The following is a 17698-nucleotide window of genomic DNA, read 5'->3' as shown; positions in this document are numbered from 1 at the left end:
TACTCTAACTAAATTAATTTTATATAAGGAGGAAAAAAATGATTTCGTTAAACGGTGTGCAGGAAACTCTGTTAATACCCCTCGCCATTAAGGGAAGCGAAACCAAACAATTCAATGCAAGGATACATGATTTAAAGGTTGTGGAGATCATAGAAAAGTTGAATTTGGACACTTCCCAATATGATAAATTTATGAGCCAGTCAAAAATACAGATGCAACATTTAAATGGAGTGTGAAGTCAGGAAAAGAAGTTGAAAAACTTTGTGATGGTCTGAAACTTGTTTATGAAAAGAGTTTTAATTGTGAAATGAAAAAACACTCCTTCAGAGGTAAACTGTTTGCTTCTATTCCCATTATTTGAAATTTTAACGATCAGGCTTGCTGTTTTTAAATTGAATAAATTCTAAATGATAATAAAGATGCAGCCATTGAAACCTTAAAGAATGAAAAATCAAAAGCAGCATTGAGCAAAAATATTTTGAATATATGAAAAATTGTGTTGATGTGCCATCTTCAGCAATTGTAGATTGTTTGTGTTACATAAGTAAGATAATCTACCTACCCTCAACTTTTAGTTTAGTAAATACTATTGTCTTCATAAATGAAGAAGGCAGACCTGGAGGTCTGCCTTCTGTTCTTGATGTTTAAAATTAACGTAAATTTACTTTAAAGGCATGTATTACATGCGTTTTTTGACATTTGTTCTATACAATTTAAGAAAATTTTCTGTGATTCCACTGGAATACCTGCCATGATTTGTTTATTCCAATCTACAATTGCAGATTGGATCTCAGGAACGAGAGCCAATGCTTTTGGAGTTAAATAGACCTTATTGGCTCTTTTATCAGTTACATCATCCTCACGCCTCACATAATTTTCTTGTTCTAATTTTTTTATTGCTCTTGCAATAGAACCCTTATCTACTTTTAGTAAAGCTGAGATTTGTTCCTGATTGATTCCATCATTTTTGTAGATTGATAAAATTAGTAGAGAAAAACTACTTGCTCTCCCATATGCCTCCAATCTTTTGTTCATATAGTTTTTACGGTAACGATATAGAATAGATATCCAAATGTTCAAAGAATTTTGGTTACATGCCATTTTAATTCTCCTCTCTTACTACAGATATTATGGTTCGTCATATACATACTGTTTTCCTCGCATATAGGATGCAACTGCAGCGATGGCAGACATAACAGCTGAAATATAAAATGCAAGACGTAGACTCGACATTACTGCTGGTGCTATAGTTAATGGAAAAAAATGATTACCCAAAATAATTGTTTTAGTAGCTTGTGGAATAGTAGAAAGAGTTTGTTGATCAATGAGTGATCCCATTGGGTTATATCCTAGAAATGCTGCAAACAAAGCTGATGTAGGAGGCATGTTTGAAATCTGCTGTGCCATTGCTGATGAAATGCCAACATTAGTCAATCCATTATATAGGATAGAGGGCAAGTTATGTGCAAGTCCAAGAATAATAATTGCAAAATAAAGCGTCATACTTAAAGCCATTCCAGTATTTTGAAAGGTTGACCTCATTCCGGAGGTAGCTCCCCGTTGAGAAGCAGGAACAGAATTCATGATTGCAGTTGTATTTGGGGCGGCAAACATGCCCATTCCGCAGCCCAAGATTAATAAGATCACAATAAAAATGTTGTATCCAAAATTAGCTGGTAAAAGCGTCAAAAGGATAAAACCAAGTACTGAAAACAACATCCCGCCTGTGGCAAAAAATCGAGCACCATGTTGATCTGATAGTTTTCCACATAATGGTCCCATTACAAAGAAACCAATCATCATGGGTAACATATAAATACCAGCCCACAATGGGGTAGATTCAAAACTGTAGCCATGTAGTGGAAGCCATATTCCCTGTAACCAAATAATTAACATGAATTGTAAACCACCTCGTGCGATGGATGATATAAACAGACTTAAATTACCAAAGGCAAATGCACGATTTTTGAATAATTCTAGATGGAACATGGGCATCTTGACTTTTCGTTCGATAAAGACAAATGCAATAAGCAGTAATAAACCCAAACTTATTCCCAAAATCACAAATGGATTGCCCCAGCCCATTTTGGATGAACCATATGGCATAATTCCATAAGTTAGTGCCAATAGCAGTAGAGTTAGCCCAACAGCGAACGTACTATTTCCTAACCAGTCAATCTTTTGAGTTCTATCCGGTACAGACTGTTCTTTGAGTTTGATATACGCCCATATGGTTCCAAATAATCCAACAGGTACACTCACAAGAAAAACAAGGCGCCAATCAATTTCAGCAAGAACTCCTCCGATAACCAGGCCAAGCAATGATCCTCCAATACCGGCAATTTGATTAAGTCCCATAGCCATTCCACGTTCTTTGGAAGAAAAAGCATCAGTAAGAATAGCAGTGCTGTTGGAGAACAAAAATCCTGCTCCCACTCCTTGTAGAAGTCTGAACAAAATCATTAGAATGATGCCGTTTGATCCGTTCTCAGGAGTCAAATATAGTAAAATGGAAGCTACTGTGAAGACTGCAAAGCCTAAATTGTACAGACGTACACGACCATAGATATCCGAAATCCTACCAAAGGAAACCAGTAGTGTAGCGGTTACCACAGTAAATCCCATGAGCATCCACAACATATATGAAGCACCATTTGCTGATAATGGATCTACATTCATTCCTCGAAAAATTACAGGAAGTGAAATTAGAATTATATTGTTATTTAACGAAGCCATAAGTACACCAAGCGTTGTATTGGAAAGAGCAATCCATTTATAATGTTCCTTGCGATGTTTTTGTTTCATTGGCTTTTTTTCCCAGTAATAAATTGTAGCATTTTTTTATTTACCTTTCTTGAATTTAATTGCGATTAATAGCATTGCCTTTCAGGTAAATGAGGGGTAATTCTATTTTTAATTTGCAATTTATAAGAGATTATATCAAAAATTAGTTGTTCAGTCAACTAATTTGATTTATCCCCAAATTGCAATTATCTAATACTTCCAGTTTCTTCAAAGTAGAAGATAAGCACTATTACGTCTATAGGTAAATTCCTCTAAGATTCAGAAAAGCATTCCTTATGAGAGAATTCTAGCTGAACTTAAGAATTACTTGATGGTGATTATGAGTCAAAAGAAATTATTATATCCTTCTATCACACACATGTTGATTAACCATTTTTCACCATAAACAAATTTGATAATTATTGATATTTTTAAATAATAAGTCAATGCATACTTGAACTTCGTCTTGAAGTGTAGAATTAAGAAGTTTTCTAACAAACTCACAAAATGATAACTTAACAAATTTCAAATTTTGAGACACATTAACATAAGAAAAATGAAGTAATACATACGCAATTAAAGCTATAAAAAGTTGATTGTAAACTGCATTTTCACTTGTTCCAAACAATCTTTTAACATTCAAATTTTGCTTTATAAATCTAAAAAAGCTTTCAACTTTCCATCTTTCTTTATAGATATCTGCAATTTTTTCAGGTGTAATGGCCATTAAGTTAGTACATACCCTTATGGATTTTCCATAGAAGTCACTAAATTGAACAACTCTAAATCTATTTTCAGTTTTAGAAGAGCCTTCTCCAAGATAACAAGTAACATCCTTGATTATATTAGAATTTTCAGTTCTTAAACTTTTTATGTTTTTTGGATAACTTAGAGTTATATTGTCTTTGATTCTTATGACAAATGCTTGTTTTATAGATTTAAACATATCATATCTCTTATGTTTCCCATAAGCTCTATCTTCTACCAAGATACAATCTGTATTAATAAGTTTTTCACCTATTGGACCATCATGTTTGTTTGCAGTAGTTTCAATGACTTTTTGAGGCATTAAAGTATTTACATTAAGAGCCACATGCAGCTTTATTCCTGACTTATTACCTTTGAACTTTGCCCATTTCAATCTGCCTTCACCAACAGTTATAGTAGTGGAATCTACTGCTAATAAATCTTTTGGTAATTTAAGTATTCTTCGAGTTGAACGATTGCATTTAGTTATAAGAATCTCAAATAATTTCTTAGCTATTTTATAATCTACATTTGCTGCTTTCTTCGAAATTGTGGAATAATCAACTGCTCTTAATCCAGCTTCATTCATAAAATCTGAACCAGCTCTAAAACTTTTGTATTCATTAGTTGCTGTCGCTATAAAAAATTGAAACAAATCATATACTGTGAATTTTCTTGATGTATCCTTATAGCCTAAAACCGCACATACTGTAATTACTTCTTCTTTTTTTAAAAGTGTTTGAAATATATCAAATATAGTGGTATTATTTCTCATGAGGTCACTCTCCTAAACAGTAGTATTTTTTCTCAGCAAATTAATATTACCATAGGATGACCTCATTTTCATACCTTTTTATTTACGTATTTTGGATAATCAACACTCGTGCTTCTATCATATAATCTTGCGGCATTCATTACTACCAGTACGGAACCGGCATTATGTACTAGTGCTCCCGTAGTAGGATTTAACACTCCTAACAAGGATAATATAATTGCTAGTACATTAATTACCATAGATATTGAAATATTGACTTTGATATTGTATATGGTAGCATTTGACAACCGTTTTACATAAGCTGTTTTTAGTGCAGCTGCATCATTGATTCCATCACCAATCATACATATGTAATCACCTTCATTTTCTATTTCTGATATAATACGAACTTTATCCTCGGGAAGTAGAGAGGCATTTATTTCTGTAATACCTGATTTTGTGGCAATGTATTCTGCAGCATTTTTATTATCTCCTGTTAAAAGAACGGTGCGGTGTATACCAGCAGAGTGAAGCTCTGTTATTGCTTCTTTGATATTTTGTTTAAGAATATCTGATAAGGTAATAATACCTATTACCTTATGATCCTGATAGAATAAAAGAAAAGATAAAAACACAGTTCCGGTTGGCAGGTAAACCATACTCAAATACAGGACTGTCTTATCAAAGAAATATAAACTCTGGAAATGCCCACAAACAGGTCGTTTGAGCGGCATAATATGTAGTGTATTTATGGTAGGTACAGATTTAACAATAATATCTAAAAACTTTGATATTATACAAGGTATAACCCGTTTGCATAATAAGCTACATTATTAAAAAACTGGTCATTGATTTAAATGGCCTAAAGGCTATAATAAAAATATAAAATTTTATAGCTAAATTTTAATTATAATTGTTATGTTAGTTGTTTTAAAGGTTAATGAAAAAACTTAGAATTTTTTTACTTTCATTCTTAAAGGAGGAAATGATCCGATGGATAATCGTGAAAAAGTTAATCAAATTCTTAAGGAAACTATTTCTCAAGAAGATGCTTTTGCATTTTATGATAGTTTAGAACCTGTTATTCCAGATGAAATGTGGGGATTATGGAAGGGTTCGGAAATGAAGACTGGACATCCGTTCGAAGGACTTCTGAAAGCAGCTGGCTGGTATGGAAAAAGATTCGTCAATTCCGAAGAAGTTTATCCGTTAATTTTTGAAAAACAAAACGGAAAATTATATGCGGGTAATCCTACTTTAATTCCAATCACATTGCCATTCGATAAAATTCCTCATAGGATTGTGAACTTAGCTATGAAAGTAGTTGTTCCGATTCTTTCTACTAATAAAAGCTCGGCAAGATTAAGAGAAGTAAATTATAGAGGCAAAGTGACTTCAGCTATGGTTTATGATACAAAAGGGATTATTGATATTTTCAGGAAGGTGGATGATAATACGCTCATGGGAATTATGGACATTAAAGGAATTAAAACGGATAAATCATATTTTTTTATTTTGGATAGAGTACAGGAAGGTACAATTTAATGAAAAATATAGCTGTTATTACCGATTCTGCTTTAGGAATTGGTAGGAAAATTGTAAGAGAACTGAACAAAATAGATATAGATGAAATTTGGTTGATTGATAAGGATAAAAAATTGTTGGAGGATCTTCAAAAATAATTACCAATTGCATCCGAAATTATTCATATGGATTTGTCTGATAAAAAGTCATATGAAAAATATGAAGCAATTGTTAAAGAAGAAAATCCTAATATTATTTTTTTAGCCAATTGCGTAGACTATGGTATATTTGGTGAAATAGGCGCTGTTCCTCTAGAAGATGAATTAAGAATGGTTGAAGTTAACTGAGAAGCATTAACTGCTATTACGAATTTGATTCTGTGTATCTTGATTTTGTGGAAAGTGAATGAGATTAATGGTTACAGTTGAGCAGAAAAACAGAAAATATAGAGATTATGGTGAAGGTAGTATTTACAAACGAAAAGATGGGAGATGGATAGCAAAATATAAAGATGAAAACATGATGAAACCACATTATGAATATGGAAAAACAGGAGCAGAGGTAAAGCGAAAATTAAAGGTGTTTAAGAAAACTGTTGCTTGTGGTGTGATAGAAAATAAAAAGATTATGCTAAGTGACTATATTGGAGCGATATTGCAAGAAATCCAATGGTCAATGTCGTAATTCCGAAAAAAAGTCAACTCAAGGGTGCTTGAAAAAGCAGATATTGATAAGCCTTTAACTATTCATCAACTTAGACATACCTTTGCCAGCAGAGCATTGAAATCAGGTGTCAGTATCAGTGTTGTAAGTCAGTGGCTTGGTCATGCTGCTATATCAACAACATATGACACCTATATTCATGTATTTAAAAAAGAGAAAGAAGAAGCATTGGAATTGCTCGAAGCGATATAATACAAATTGGTGTGAAATTGGTGTCAACCTTGACAGGCACCACTAAAAAAGCTAGTATTTAAGCAGCAAAGATAAAAATACAATTCCGGTTGATAGTCCGGACGCAGTTAGGATTTAACTGTCAGTAACCTGCCTCCTAAGGTTGTCCATTCTTTAGTTAATTTACTTAGGAAGAACTTTATGAATATAGTAAGAAGTAAATTCACAGTATTTTTTGATGAATGTTTTTGGATAGGTGTTTGTGAACGGGTAGTTGATGAAAAATTAGAAGTGGCAAGTTTAATGTTTGTTATGGGAGGTTTTTAATATAAAATTTATAAAACAAGGTTTAGTTCATGAAAAAGTAACAATAAGAATTTTTACAACCGCTGCTTTATATCTTATGATTTTTTTTGGCACTTCAATTGTAAGTTATTATTTGCTGCCAGATGGTTTTTTGAAAAGTAAAAATTTTTTACAAAGCTGGGAAACATCAAAAAGTTTTATTGTTTCAACCATACAAATTTTTTTATATAAGTGGATTGTTTTGCTAGGTTTGTTTTTTGTGCTCATAGGTGCATTTATTGAAAGTTATGCAATTATTCAAAATTTATAGATAGTATAGGATTATATCTGTTGTTGAACTTGTTTAAAAGTGGAGCTAAATAGTTTCAAGTGAGGTGATTTATAATTTATGAAATCTAATTTTAATATTAGTAATTCTATTATTCGATTTGAACATGTATATAAACAAAGCATCATGGTAGAAGAAGTAAGGAAACTTTTTTTAGAATATGCGCAATCACTTAAAATAGATCTATACTTTCAGAATTTCGAGACAGAGGTTAAAGTACTGCCGGGAAAATACGGGACACCTTATGGAATTTTAATATTAGCACTGGTTGATAACAAAGCAGCAGGTACTATTGCACTCCGCAAAATTTCTAAAAATATATGCGAAATGAAAAGATTGTACGTTAGAGATACTTATAGAAAATTAGGTATTGGAAAAAAACTTGTTAATATAATAATTCAAGAGGCCTTAAGGCTTAATTATAGTTACATGAGACTGGATACTCTTGAAGCGATGAAAAAAGCTCAGGATTTATATGTATCCTTTGGTTTCTATGATATTGAACCATATGTATATAATCCAATAAAAGGTACAAGATTTATGGAATTGAAGTTAAAAGATTAAAACCAAAAATATAAAAGTAAAATAATCTATGTAATCTTTCAATATTATATAATTTAAAATTGAAAGATTAAGATTATTTTACAAGTGATTTATTAATTTATGATATTTGTCCCGAACGATTAATTGCAGCAATTAAAGCTTGAATAGAAGATTTTATAATGTCTGGGTCGACCCCTACCCCCCAATACAATTTATCATGACAGGTAATTCCTACATAAGATATAGCTTTTGAAGAAGAACCTTTTTCCAGGGCATGTTCTTCATAACAGGATATTTCATAGTTCACAGAAAAATATTGCTTTAAAGCATTGCTGACGGCGTCTAATCTTCCATTTCCCTTGCCATTTAGTACTTTATACCGCTTATTATATTCAATTGTAACTTCTGCAATTATACCATCTTGCTGCTTAAAGTGGCATTCATCTATTCTGAAAATGTGACTGGTTCCCATATATTCTGATTCAAACACTTCATAGATCCATTCTGGAGTTAACTCTTTATGCTGGGCATCGGAAATTGATTTGGATATATAACTCATTTCCTCCTTCATCTTTTCAGGCAATTGAATGCCAAAATTCTGTTTAAGAATATAGCTGACACCACCTTTTCCTGATTGACTGTTAAAGCGTATCACATCCGAGTCATATTTTCTTCCTACATCTTTAGGATCAATAGGTAAATAAGGTACTGTCCAATGTTTACAATCTTTTTCTTCACGCCAGCTCATACCTTTTGCAATGGCATCCTGATGGGAACCAGAAAAAGCTGTAAATACCAGTGAACCAGCATAAGGTTGTCTTTCATGTACACTCATTTTGGTGAGTTTTTCATACTTATTACAAATATTTGGTATATCGCTAAAATCTAATTTGGGATCAACGCCGTGAGAATAAAGATTCATGGCAACTGTAATAATATCTACATTGCCTGTCCTTTCTCCGTTTCCAAATAAGGTTCCTTCAATTCTATCTGCACCTGCCAATAATCCAAGTTCTGCATCACAAACTCCACAGCCCCTATCATTATGAGGATGTAATGATAAAATAACATTTTCTCTGTATTTTAAATTATTATTTATATATTCCACTTGACTGGCAAATACATGAGGCATAGCATTTTCAACAGTTGTAGGGATATTAATAACTACTTTATGTCCACAATCTGGCTGCCAAATATCAAGTATATTATTGCACACATCAAGTGCATAATCTACTTCAGTTCCTGGAAAACTTTCAGGACTGTATTGAAAAGAAAAATTGCCCTCTGTATCTGATGATAATTCTTTTAATAATTTGGCTCCTTCTATAGCTAGTTGTTTAACCTCTTCTTTTGTTTTTTTGAATACTTGCTCCCTTTGTGCAACAGAAGTGGAATTATATAAATGAACAATTGCTTTAAGAGCACCTTCTCTCCTTTTTCATAGTAATAAAAAAATCTTTCGTCTTCTGCTGATACTGCAGTTAGAGACGAAAGATTAAATCTTCGCTGTACCACTCTAATTTATAAATTTAAGTTTATATTTTAGAGACACAAGTTAAATAAATTTTATCCGAACGCTACCATTGCTAACGCTCACATCTTCTTTAAAGTGGGAGATAAGCACTGCTACGCGCCTGGATAAGTTCTTCTAAGGTTCAGGTGGAGATAAGCATTTCTCAATAGCAAACTCCACCTGAATCTCAGAAGAACTTGATGTCTTTCCCTTATAACAGAGGGTTTCTGTCTATATCTACTTTTCAGAAATTGCATATAGCCTAGTTCTGAATTTTGAGTAGAAGTTTCCAAGGCGAGTTCCCTATATTCTTTATACTGTTTCACATCAGCCAACAGCTTTCTAAAATTTAGACTATAGGTACTATTCCTTTTCATATCCTTTATCCTGTTGTATTTATTTTACATTATTTAGTCTTCCTTATCAAGAGAATTTTGTTGTTCTTACATGATAATTTATAATTACGGAATAAATGATATTTTTTAAGTTAAAATAAGTATATGTTTAAATATAAATGGAAGGTGTTATGCTAATATGGATGATAAATTGCTAAAAAATCTAAAATACAAATTAGAATCACAGAAGAATGAAGCGTATAATTTATTGAAACAAATGGAAAAAAATGAAACCATAAAATCCAATACTGAAATGTCTGCAGAATTATCTTTTTATGACAATCATCCTGCAGATAGTGCTAGTAGTATATATGATAAAGAAAGAGGAATGGCGTTTGAAAAAAATGAAAAAATTATTATAAGAAAAATAGAGGATGCTTTAAAAAATATAGAAAATGGGACTTATGGCATATGTAAAAAATGTGGAAAAAATATAAGCGAAAGTAGGTTAGAATCTATTCCCTACGCTGAGTATTGTATTGATTGTCAAAGAACTATTGACAATATGAAACCTGCGGAAAAAAGAAATAGACCTGTAGAAGAAGATGTTATTGAACATACTCTTGATTTAGGGTATGATAGCCAAACAGAATTTGATGCAGAAGATAGCTACCAATCGGTGGGAAAATTTAATAGAAGAAAAAATACAATTGAAGAATACGAGGACGAAGATGAAGAATATGTTGAGCCTATAGAAAAAATAAGTAACGAACAGTATAAAAATCAATTATACTAGAACTTAAATAAGTTTTGAGGTATATTAAACATAGTTGTAAAATTTATTTTTATAAGGAGAATATATGAATTCATATGAAAGTAAAGTTTTAAAAGAATTATTAGTTTGGCAGAAGGAAATGACCCAAAATTCCAGTTTCACAAATAATTTTACTAAGGGTATCCAGAAAAAATTAAATGGTATTATTCCGGAAAAAGCTAATGTCATAATTACTGGATCCATAAAAAATATGGTTAAAATAGTAATATTTACTTGCAAGTATATTTCAAAAAATCCACTTCACAGCTTAAGTTTAAAAAATAGAGAAAATCTAGTAAGGGAAAAAATAGAATCTTACAGAAAAGCTGCAATGTTAAGTGGAGCAGGAACTGGAGCAGGGGGTATTCTTTTAAGTTTAGCAGATTTTCCGATACTTTTAAGTTTAAAGATAAAATTTTTATTTGATGTAGCAGGAATTTATGGTTTTGATTTAAAAAATTATAAGGAAAGGTTATATATTTTATATATATTTCAAATAGCATTCTCAAGTCAAAAGAGAAGAAATGAAATTTATGATATTATATCACATTGGAAAGATCATTCTAAATCTCTTCCAATGAATAAAGATGATTTTGACTGGAGAACTTTCCAGCAGGAATATAGAGACTATATCGATATTGCAAAAATGCTTCAAATGGTACCGGGAATTGGTGCAGTAGTGGGCGCTTATGCCAATTACAAGCTCATGGATAAACTAGGAAACACTGCTATGAATGCATATAGACTTAGGATTTTAGACCATGTTGTTAATTGATAAAATGCAGTTTAATACATATAAGTAACTGAATTTTTATTACAGTTTTGTGACAGTGGTATTTAAGTATATTGAACTGCTTGATTAATTTAATGCAGCAGGCTATTACCTTACAAATTTAGTGGATTAAAGTTAATTATTAAAAATTAATTGAAAAGTGTAACTTTCTTCTGTATAATTGAGTGTATTATATAATACAATTTTATATAATACACTCAATTATACAGAAAATTAATTTTATTGTTATGTTAGTGCTCCTTAATATGTGTTTTTATTTGTTTTGAAGATTAATATTAACATAAAGAAGCACTTTTTAGTATGTTAAAATTAAAACTTTATAATTATAGGTAGGGCTATAAATTAATAATTTGTGAGGTAATGTATTATGGATAATGTGGATTTAGAAAAATTTGAGCGAAATCTATCTAAAAAGTTAAAGAATTCTATTGATCCGGAATTATATAATAAATATCAAGTTAAACGTGGTCTTAGAGATGCAGATGGTAGGGGAGTACTTGTAGGATTAACAGAAATTGGAGAAGTCCATTCATACATTATAGATGAAAATGAAGTTATTCCCATTCCTGGCAGTTTAATGTATAGAGGTATTAATATACAACATATTGTCAATGGTTTTTTAAAAGATGATCGTTTTGGTTTTGAAGAAGTTTGTTATTTATTGCTTTTTGGTGAGCTGCCTGATAAGAAAGAACTTAATGAATTTACAGAACTTATTTCAAAGTATAGGAATTTACCTGAGGATTTTGTTCGTGATATGATATTGAAAATGCCAAGTAAAAATATAATGAATTCAATGGCAAGAAGTGTACTGGCTCTTTACAGTATTGATGATAATGCAGATAGTACTTCCATAGATAATGTATTGAAACAGTGTATTAGACTTATAGCTTGTTTCCCTTTAATTGGTGTTTATGGATACCATGCTTTTTCTCATTATCATAAAAATAAGAGTCTTATTATTCACAGTTCTGAACCACATTTAAGTACTGCTGAAAATATTTTGCATATGCTTAGAAATGACTGTAAATATACTAAACTTGAAGCTAGGCTCTTAGATCTTGCCTTAGTACTTCATGCTGAACATGGAGGAGGTAATAATTCTTCTTTTGTTACCCATGTTGTAACATCTTCAGGTTCAGATACTTATTCAGTAATTGCAGCAGCTCTTGGCTCTTTAAAAGGACCAAGACATGGAGGGGCAAATCTTAAAGTAGTTGAGATGTTTAGTGATATGAAAGAGAATTTAAGGGATTGGGATGATGATGAAGAAATTGAAAATTATCTTACCAAATTGCTTAACAAGGAAGCATTTGACAGGTCTGGTCTTATTTATGGAATAGGACATGCTGTATATTCTATTTCAGATCCAAGAGCGGTTATTTTTAAAAAGCATGTAGAAAAGCTTGCTAAGGAAAAAGGTTTAGAAGATGAATATAGACTTTATGCAAAAGTAGAACATATAGCATCTAGGCTAATGAAAAATCTGTCAAAGGTTAATAAAAATGTCAGTGCAAATGTTGACTTTTATTCTGGTTTTGTATATAGAATGCTTGACATACCAATTGAAATGTATACACCTATTTTTGCTATTTCAAGAATAGTAGGTTGGAGTGCACATCGTATTGAAGAAATTATAAATAATGGTAAAATTGTCAGACCCGCTTTTAAATGTGTTTCTAGAAGACGAAATTATATTTCTTTAGAGGATAGGTAGACTATTTCTTGCCTTAATTAAAAATTGTAAGCATAAAATTAAATTTAATTTTTACTTACAATTTTTTGTTTATTCTGTATTAGATGTTAATTTAAATTATAAAATGTCTTAAAAGAATTCATTGCATATACATAATCTTTTACCCCTGCTAATTCTCTTATAGAATGCATGGATAATATAGGAATACCCATGTCTACACATGTCATATTAATATGACTGGAGGAAATGGGACCTATAGTTGAACCACCTCTTTCATCTGAATGATTTACAAATATTTGAACTGGAATATTAGCCTTATTACATATGTTTTTGTATATAGCACCGGACATGCCGTCTGTAGTATAATTTTGACTGGCACTTATTTTTATAATAGGTCCTTTGTTTATAATAGGTCTATTTGCCGGATCTGACTTTTCTACATAGTTTGGATGAAGTGCATGCCCCAGGTCACAGGATACCATAAAAGATTTTGATATAGACCTATAAAATTCATCTTTATTCTTACCTAAATTAAAAGCTATTCTTTCTAATAAAGATAATAGCATGGGAGAATTTGCACCCTGTTTTGTAGTACTTCCAACTTCTTCGTTATCGAAACATACCATTATATTTGTGCTACTTTTGACTTTAGCATCTGAAATGGATTTTATACCTGAATATACCATACTCAAATCGTCTAATCTACTGGAAGATATAAACTCTCTATTAGCCCCCATTATAGTCCCCTTCCCAAATTCATATAAAAATAAGTCAAAATCAAGAATGTCTTCTTTAACTACAGATAATTCTTTACATATAATTTCAGTGAGATAATATTTGCTTTTAAACTCATCATTTATAAGGGCTAAAAGAGGAAGCATATGCTTTTGTTTACTTAATTTAATACCTGAATTTACATCTCTATTCATATGTATGGCTAGATTAGGTATTATCATAAGGGGTTTAGCTATATTTATTAGCTTAGTATGTGGATAAAAAGGATCTTTACTTTTTAATACAACTCTACCTGCCATTGCAAGAGGTCTATCCATCCATGTATTTAGTATAGGGCCACCATATACTTCTGTGTTTATTTTTATATAATTATTTTCTACATTTATGTCTGCATTGGGTTTTATTTTAAAGCAGGGGGAATCAGTGTGAGCTCCTATTACTCGAAATCCATTCTTTTCTAGTTCTCCATTTCCCACTGCAAAAGCTATAAGTGCAGAATCATTCTTAGTTATAAAATATTTTCCACTTTTTTTAAAATTCCATGAATTCTCCTCTTTAATTTCAGTAAATCCTGATTTTTTAAGCAGATCTACAGCATTTTTTACTGCATGAAATGCGGTAGGACTTTCGTAAATATAATTTATAAGCTCTTCTGCTTCTTGAATTTCATAATTTTCCATAATTCCTCCTAAAAATAACTTTGATTTTAATTTATATTTTATTAGTCAAATTACAAATATTCAATATTATAGTTAAAATATTATTTATAAAATGTTAAAAAAGTAAATAACTATTTAATATATATGACATAATATTGTCACAATAATTATATAAAATAATTATATTGATATAGAATTTATCGGAAATTTTAAATAGTATAGATCTCCCTTATTAAAAAATAAGTACTGGCAAGTTGGCTAGTGCTTATTTTTTTGATAATATGAACTTTTTAAGTTAAAGAACAGTTTTTTCACCATCATTTCACGAATTTTGATAGAAATTTTATAAAAAATATTCGTATTATTTGTTGACTGTAACATTCAATTTTGATACCATGTTGTAGGAGGGATGCTACTTGAAGGAAAAATATGATGTTGTAATAATTGGAGCAGGCCCAGCAGGAATATTTGCTGCCCTGGAGATTACAAAATTGAATAAGGATTTAAGCGTATTGATAATTGATAAAGGTAGAAGTATAGAAAAAAGAAAATGTCCCGCAAGAATAAATGGAAAATGCATAAATTGTAGTCCTTGTGGTATCACTTCTGGCTGGTCAGGCGCGGGAGCTTTTTCAGATGGAAAACTTTCCTTGAGCCCAGAAGTGGGAGGGAGAATATTAGAGTATTTTTCAGAAGATAAGTGCATGGAATTAATAAAATATTGTGATGATATATATTTAAATTTTGGTGCTAATAAAACTGTATACGGATTAAACAATGAAAAAGTAGATAAAATAAAATATGAAGCAAGTAAATATAATATTCGTCTTATAGAATGTGCTGTAAGACACTTAGGAACAGAGCTGGCTTATGAAGTATTAAAGAAAATGTATTACTATATTTTAAATAATACAAATACAGAATTTAGTGAACTTACGGAAGTAGAGGATATATTAGTACAAGATAATGTAGCGGCAGGAGTTTTAGTTAAAAATAAGCAAGGAGAAAAAAGGATTTCAGCGAAATATGTAATAGTTGCACCGGGTAGAGGTGGAGCGGAATGGTTTTCAATTCAATCTAAAAAATTAAACTTGAAAACTACAAATAATGCTGTAGATATAGGGGTAAGAGTAGAAGTACCTAATTCCATAATGGATCATCTAACTAAAGATTTATATGAGGCAAAGCTTGTTTACTATTCAGATACCTTTGATAATAAAGTTAGGACTTTTTGCATGAATCCAGGTGGTGTTGTATCTGAGGAACATTATGATGGCACTATAGCGGTTGTAAATGGTCATAGCTATTCAGAAAAGGAATTGAGAACGGAAAATACAAATTTTGCTATGTTGGTTTCTACTTCTTTTACAGAACCGTTTAATCAACCTATAACTTATGGTAAATATATTGCAAAGCTTGGTAATATGCTTACTGGAGATGGCATAATGGTTCAAAGATTGGGAGATTTATTAAATGGTAGAAGAACTGATTATTCCAGACTTAGAAAGTCTACTACTATACCAACTCTGAAATCAGCAGTACCAGGGGATTTAAGTTTTGTTCTACCTCAAAGATATTTGACTTCTATAGTTGAAGCATTAAAAGCCTTTAATAATATTGCACCGGGGCTTTACAGCAAAAATACATTACTTTATGGTGTAGAAGTTAAATTTTATTCAAGTAAATTTGAAACTAATGATAAATTTGAAACGTCTATAAAAAATTTATATGCTATAGGAGATGGAGCTGGTATTACAAGGGGACTTATGCAAGCTTCTGTAACTGGTGTAGTAGTTGCCAGGGATATAGTTGATAAATAACTTTAGATATTCTATTAAGTTTTTTATAAATTTTTAACATTATTTTACAATTGAAATTATATTAATTATAAGTTTCAGGCTATATAAAAAAGGGGAGGAAATTCTCATGTCAGCATTTATTGTTTTAGGTTCCCAATGGGGTGACGAAGGAAAAGGTAAAATGACAGATTATCTTGCAAAAGATGTGGATGTAGTTGTCAGGTTTCAAGGCGGTAATAATGCAGGCCATACAGTTAAGGTAGGGGATAATGAATATAAACTTCATATTATACCATCTGGAATACTTTATAAAGATAAAGTAAATATAATAGGAAACGGGGTAGTACTTGATCCAGAGGCATTATTTCAGGAAATAGATTATTTAGAAAAAGTGGGAGTAGATATTTCTCCTGAGAATTTAATAGTGAGTGACAGGGCTCAGCTTATTATGCCTTATCATAAAGTATTAGATGGAATAAAAGAAAGATCCAGAGGTAAAAAAGATATAGGTACTACTGGAAAAGGAATTGGCCCTTGTTATACAGATAAGATGGAAAGAAGCGGTATAAGAGTTTGTGATCTTATAAATGAAGATGTATTTAAAGAGAATTTGAAAGAGAATTTGAAAATTAAGAATGATATAATAACAAAAGTTTATGGAGAAAAAACTTTAGATTTTGATTCAATCTGTGATCAGTATATGGGATATAGAAAAAAACTGGTATCTTATGTTAAGGATACATCTGTAGAGGTGTATAATAACATTAGAAATAATAAAAAGGTATTATTTGAAGGGGCTCAGGGTACTTTGCTGGATATAGATTATGGAACTTATCCCTATGTTACTTCCTCAAGTACCATTGCAGGGGGAGTATGTATAGGTGCAGGAATAGGACCTACACTTATAACAGGTGCCATAGGTGTTGCAAAAGCCTATACCACAAGAGTAGGAAAAGGACCTTTCCCAACAGAACTTTTTGATGATACAGGAGATTGGATCAGAAAAAGTGGACGTGAATATGGAGTTACTACAGGAAGAGCTAGAAGATGCGGATGGCTGGATCTTGTAATACTTAAAACCAGTAGTAGAGTCTCAGGACTTACTAATTTTGCTATTACTAAAATAGATACTCTAGGGGGACTTGAAAAGGTAAAGGTATGTACAGGATATAAATTTAATGGAAAAATTATAGATTATGTACCTGCTAGTTTGCAGGATTTAGCCAAATGTGAGCCTGTATATGAAGAATTTGATGGCTGGGATAAAGATATTGAAAATGCTAAGACATATGATGAATTGCCGGAGAATGCTAAAAAATATTTAGATAAAATACAGCAGTTTACTAATACAAAAATATCCATAGTTTCTGTAGGACCAGGAAGAGATCAAACAATAAATTTGAATAATATGTAATTTGAATTTCACCTTTAAATAAATTCTATTAATTTTTAAAATTTATTTAAAGGTGAAATT

19 protein-coding genes and 1 pseudogene are annotated in these 17698 nt (G+C 31.2%); 13 read left to right on the top strand and 7 right to left on the bottom strand.

The features are described from left to right. Positions 1-38: 38 nt before the first annotated feature. Positions 39-236 carry a hypothetical protein gene (locus AB3K27_RS21055; RefSeq protein ID WP_368489220.1) on the top strand — a complete coding sequence of 66 codons (198 nt, stop codon included), beginning with the start codon at positions 39-41 and terminating at the stop codon, positions 234-236. Positions 237-666: 430 nt separating this feature from the next. On the opposite strand, the gene AB3K27_RS21050 is transcribed toward AB3K27_RS21055, so the two are convergent. From AB3K27_RS21050 to AB3K27_RS21035, 4 genes are all read right to left on the bottom strand, one after another. Next, complete coding sequence (locus tag AB3K27_RS21050; protein ID WP_368489219.1) at positions 667-1101, bottom strand: MarR family winged helix-turn-helix transcriptional regulator; 435 nt, start codon at positions 1099-1101, stop codon at positions 667-669. 27 nt (positions 1102-1128) lie between these two features. Then, positions 1129-2805, bottom strand: coding sequence for an MFS transporter (locus AB3K27_RS21045; protein WP_368489218.1), 1677 nt, complete (start codon positions 2803-2805; stop codon positions 1129-1131). A gap of 376 nt (positions 2806-3181) precedes the next feature. After that, on the bottom strand, positions 3182-4306 hold the full coding sequence (locus tag AB3K27_RS21040) for an IS4 family transposase (RefSeq protein WP_368488366.1): 1125 nt from the start codon (positions 4304-4306) through the stop codon (positions 3182-3184). Between the two features lie 68 nt (positions 4307-4374). Further along, entirely contained in the window at positions 4375-4944 is a 570-nt protein-coding gene (locus AB3K27_RS21035; RefSeq protein WP_368491300.1) for an HAD-IC family P-type ATPase, read from the bottom strand. A 334-nt stretch (positions 4945-5278) separates the two neighbouring features. On the opposite strand from AB3K27_RS21035, the gene AB3K27_RS21030 reads away from it, so the two are divergent. The 7 genes from AB3K27_RS21030 (at position 5279) to AB3K27_RS21000 (ending at position 7901) form a co-directional block, all read left to right on the top strand. Beyond that, on the top strand, positions 5279-5830 hold the full coding sequence (locus AB3K27_RS21030) for a DUF4334 domain-containing protein (protein ID WP_368489217.1): 552 nt from the start codon (positions 5279-5281) through the stop codon (positions 5828-5830). Then, positions 5830-5967 (top strand): hypothetical protein, encoded by a 138-nt coding sequence (locus AB3K27_RS21025; protein WP_368489216.1) that lies wholly within the window; start codon positions 5830-5832, stop codon positions 5965-5967. Before AB3K27_RS21030 ends, AB3K27_RS21025 begins: the two co-directional genes overlap by 1 nt. 27 nt (positions 5968-5994) lie before the next feature. Beyond that, on the top strand, positions 5995-6156 hold the full coding sequence (locus AB3K27_RS21020) for a hypothetical protein (RefSeq protein ID WP_368489215.1): 162 nt from the start codon (positions 5995-5997) through the stop codon (positions 6154-6156). A 58-nt stretch (positions 6157-6214) separates the two neighbouring features. Further along, the gene (locus AB3K27_RS21015; RefSeq protein ID WP_368489214.1) at positions 6215-6493 is read left to right on the top strand and encodes a hypothetical protein; all 279 of its coding nucleotides are present in this window, start codon (positions 6215-6217) and stop codon (positions 6491-6493) included. Positions 6494-6517: 24 nt separating this feature from the next. Next, positions 6518-6724 carry a tyrosine-type recombinase/integrase gene (locus AB3K27_RS21010; RefSeq protein WP_368489213.1) on the top strand — a complete coding sequence of 69 codons (207 nt, stop codon included), beginning with the start codon at positions 6518-6520 and terminating at the stop codon, positions 6722-6724. 180 nt (positions 6725-6904) lie between these two features. Then, positions 6905-7030 carry a DUF2992 family protein gene (locus AB3K27_RS21005; protein ID WP_368489212.1) on the top strand — a complete coding sequence of 42 codons (126 nt, stop codon included), beginning with the start codon at positions 6905-6907 and terminating at the stop codon, positions 7028-7030. A gap of 367 nt (positions 7031-7397) precedes the next feature. Next, a complete protein-coding gene (locus AB3K27_RS21000) occupies positions 7398-7901 on the top strand; it encodes a GNAT family N-acetyltransferase (protein ID WP_368489211.1) in 504 nt (167 codons plus the stop codon). 97 nt (positions 7902-7998) lie between these two features. On the opposite strand, the pseudogene AB3K27_RS20995 reads toward AB3K27_RS21000, so the two are convergent. Continuing rightward, positions 7999-9309 (bottom strand): annotated as a pseudogene (locus tag AB3K27_RS20995) (2-isopropylmalate synthase); the annotation flags it as partial. A gap of 197 nt (positions 9310-9506) precedes the next feature. Continuing rightward, on the bottom strand, positions 9507-9770 hold the full coding sequence (locus AB3K27_RS20990) for a hypothetical protein (RefSeq protein ID WP_368489210.1): 264 nt from the start codon (positions 9768-9770) through the stop codon (positions 9507-9509). A 157-nt stretch (positions 9771-9927) separates the two neighbouring features. Between AB3K27_RS20990 and AB3K27_RS20985 the strand changes: the two genes are divergently transcribed. The 3 genes from AB3K27_RS20985 to AB3K27_RS20975 all read left to right on the top strand — a co-directional run bounded on the left by AB3K27_RS20985 (position 9928) and on the right by AB3K27_RS20975 (position 13052). After that, complete coding sequence (locus AB3K27_RS20985; RefSeq protein ID WP_368489209.1) at positions 9928-10524, top strand: TraR/DksA C4-type zinc finger protein; 597 nt, start codon at positions 9928-9930, stop codon at positions 10522-10524. A gap of 64 nt (positions 10525-10588) precedes the next feature. After that, on the top strand, positions 10589-11317 hold the full coding sequence (locus AB3K27_RS20980; protein ID WP_368489208.1) for an EcsC family protein: 729 nt from the start codon (positions 10589-10591) through the stop codon (positions 11315-11317). Between the two features lie 385 nt (positions 11318-11702). Next, positions 11703-13052 carry a citrate/2-methylcitrate synthase gene (locus AB3K27_RS20975; protein ID WP_368489207.1) on the top strand — a complete coding sequence of 450 codons (1350 nt, stop codon included), beginning with the start codon at positions 11703-11705 and terminating at the stop codon, positions 13050-13052. A gap of 86 nt (positions 13053-13138) precedes the next feature. Here AB3K27_RS20975 and AB3K27_RS20970 read toward each other — a convergent pair whose 3' ends face one another. After that, a complete protein-coding gene (locus AB3K27_RS20970) occupies positions 13139-14446 on the bottom strand; it encodes a M18 family aminopeptidase (protein ID WP_368489206.1) in 1308 nt (435 codons plus the stop codon). 395 nt (positions 14447-14841) lie between these two features. Between AB3K27_RS20970 and AB3K27_RS20965 the strand changes: the two genes are divergently transcribed. Continuing rightward, complete coding sequence (locus AB3K27_RS20965; RefSeq protein WP_368489205.1) at positions 14842-16245, top strand: NAD(P)/FAD-dependent oxidoreductase; 1404 nt, start codon at positions 14842-14844, stop codon at positions 16243-16245. Positions 16246-16351: 106 nt separating this feature from the next. Beyond that, positions 16352-17638, top strand: coding sequence for an adenylosuccinate synthase (locus AB3K27_RS20960; RefSeq protein WP_368489204.1), 1287 nt, complete (start codon positions 16352-16354; stop codon positions 17636-17638). Positions 17639-17698 lie beyond the last annotated feature (60 nt).

Source organism: Clostridium sp. BJN0013 (assembly GCF_040939125.1).
In the GTDB taxonomy this organism is placed as follows: Bacteria; Bacillota; Clostridia; order Clostridiales; family Clostridiaceae; genus Clostridium_B.
The sequence above is the reverse complement of the archived record's forward strand: the minus strand, read 5'-3'. Positions and strand labels throughout refer to the sequence as shown.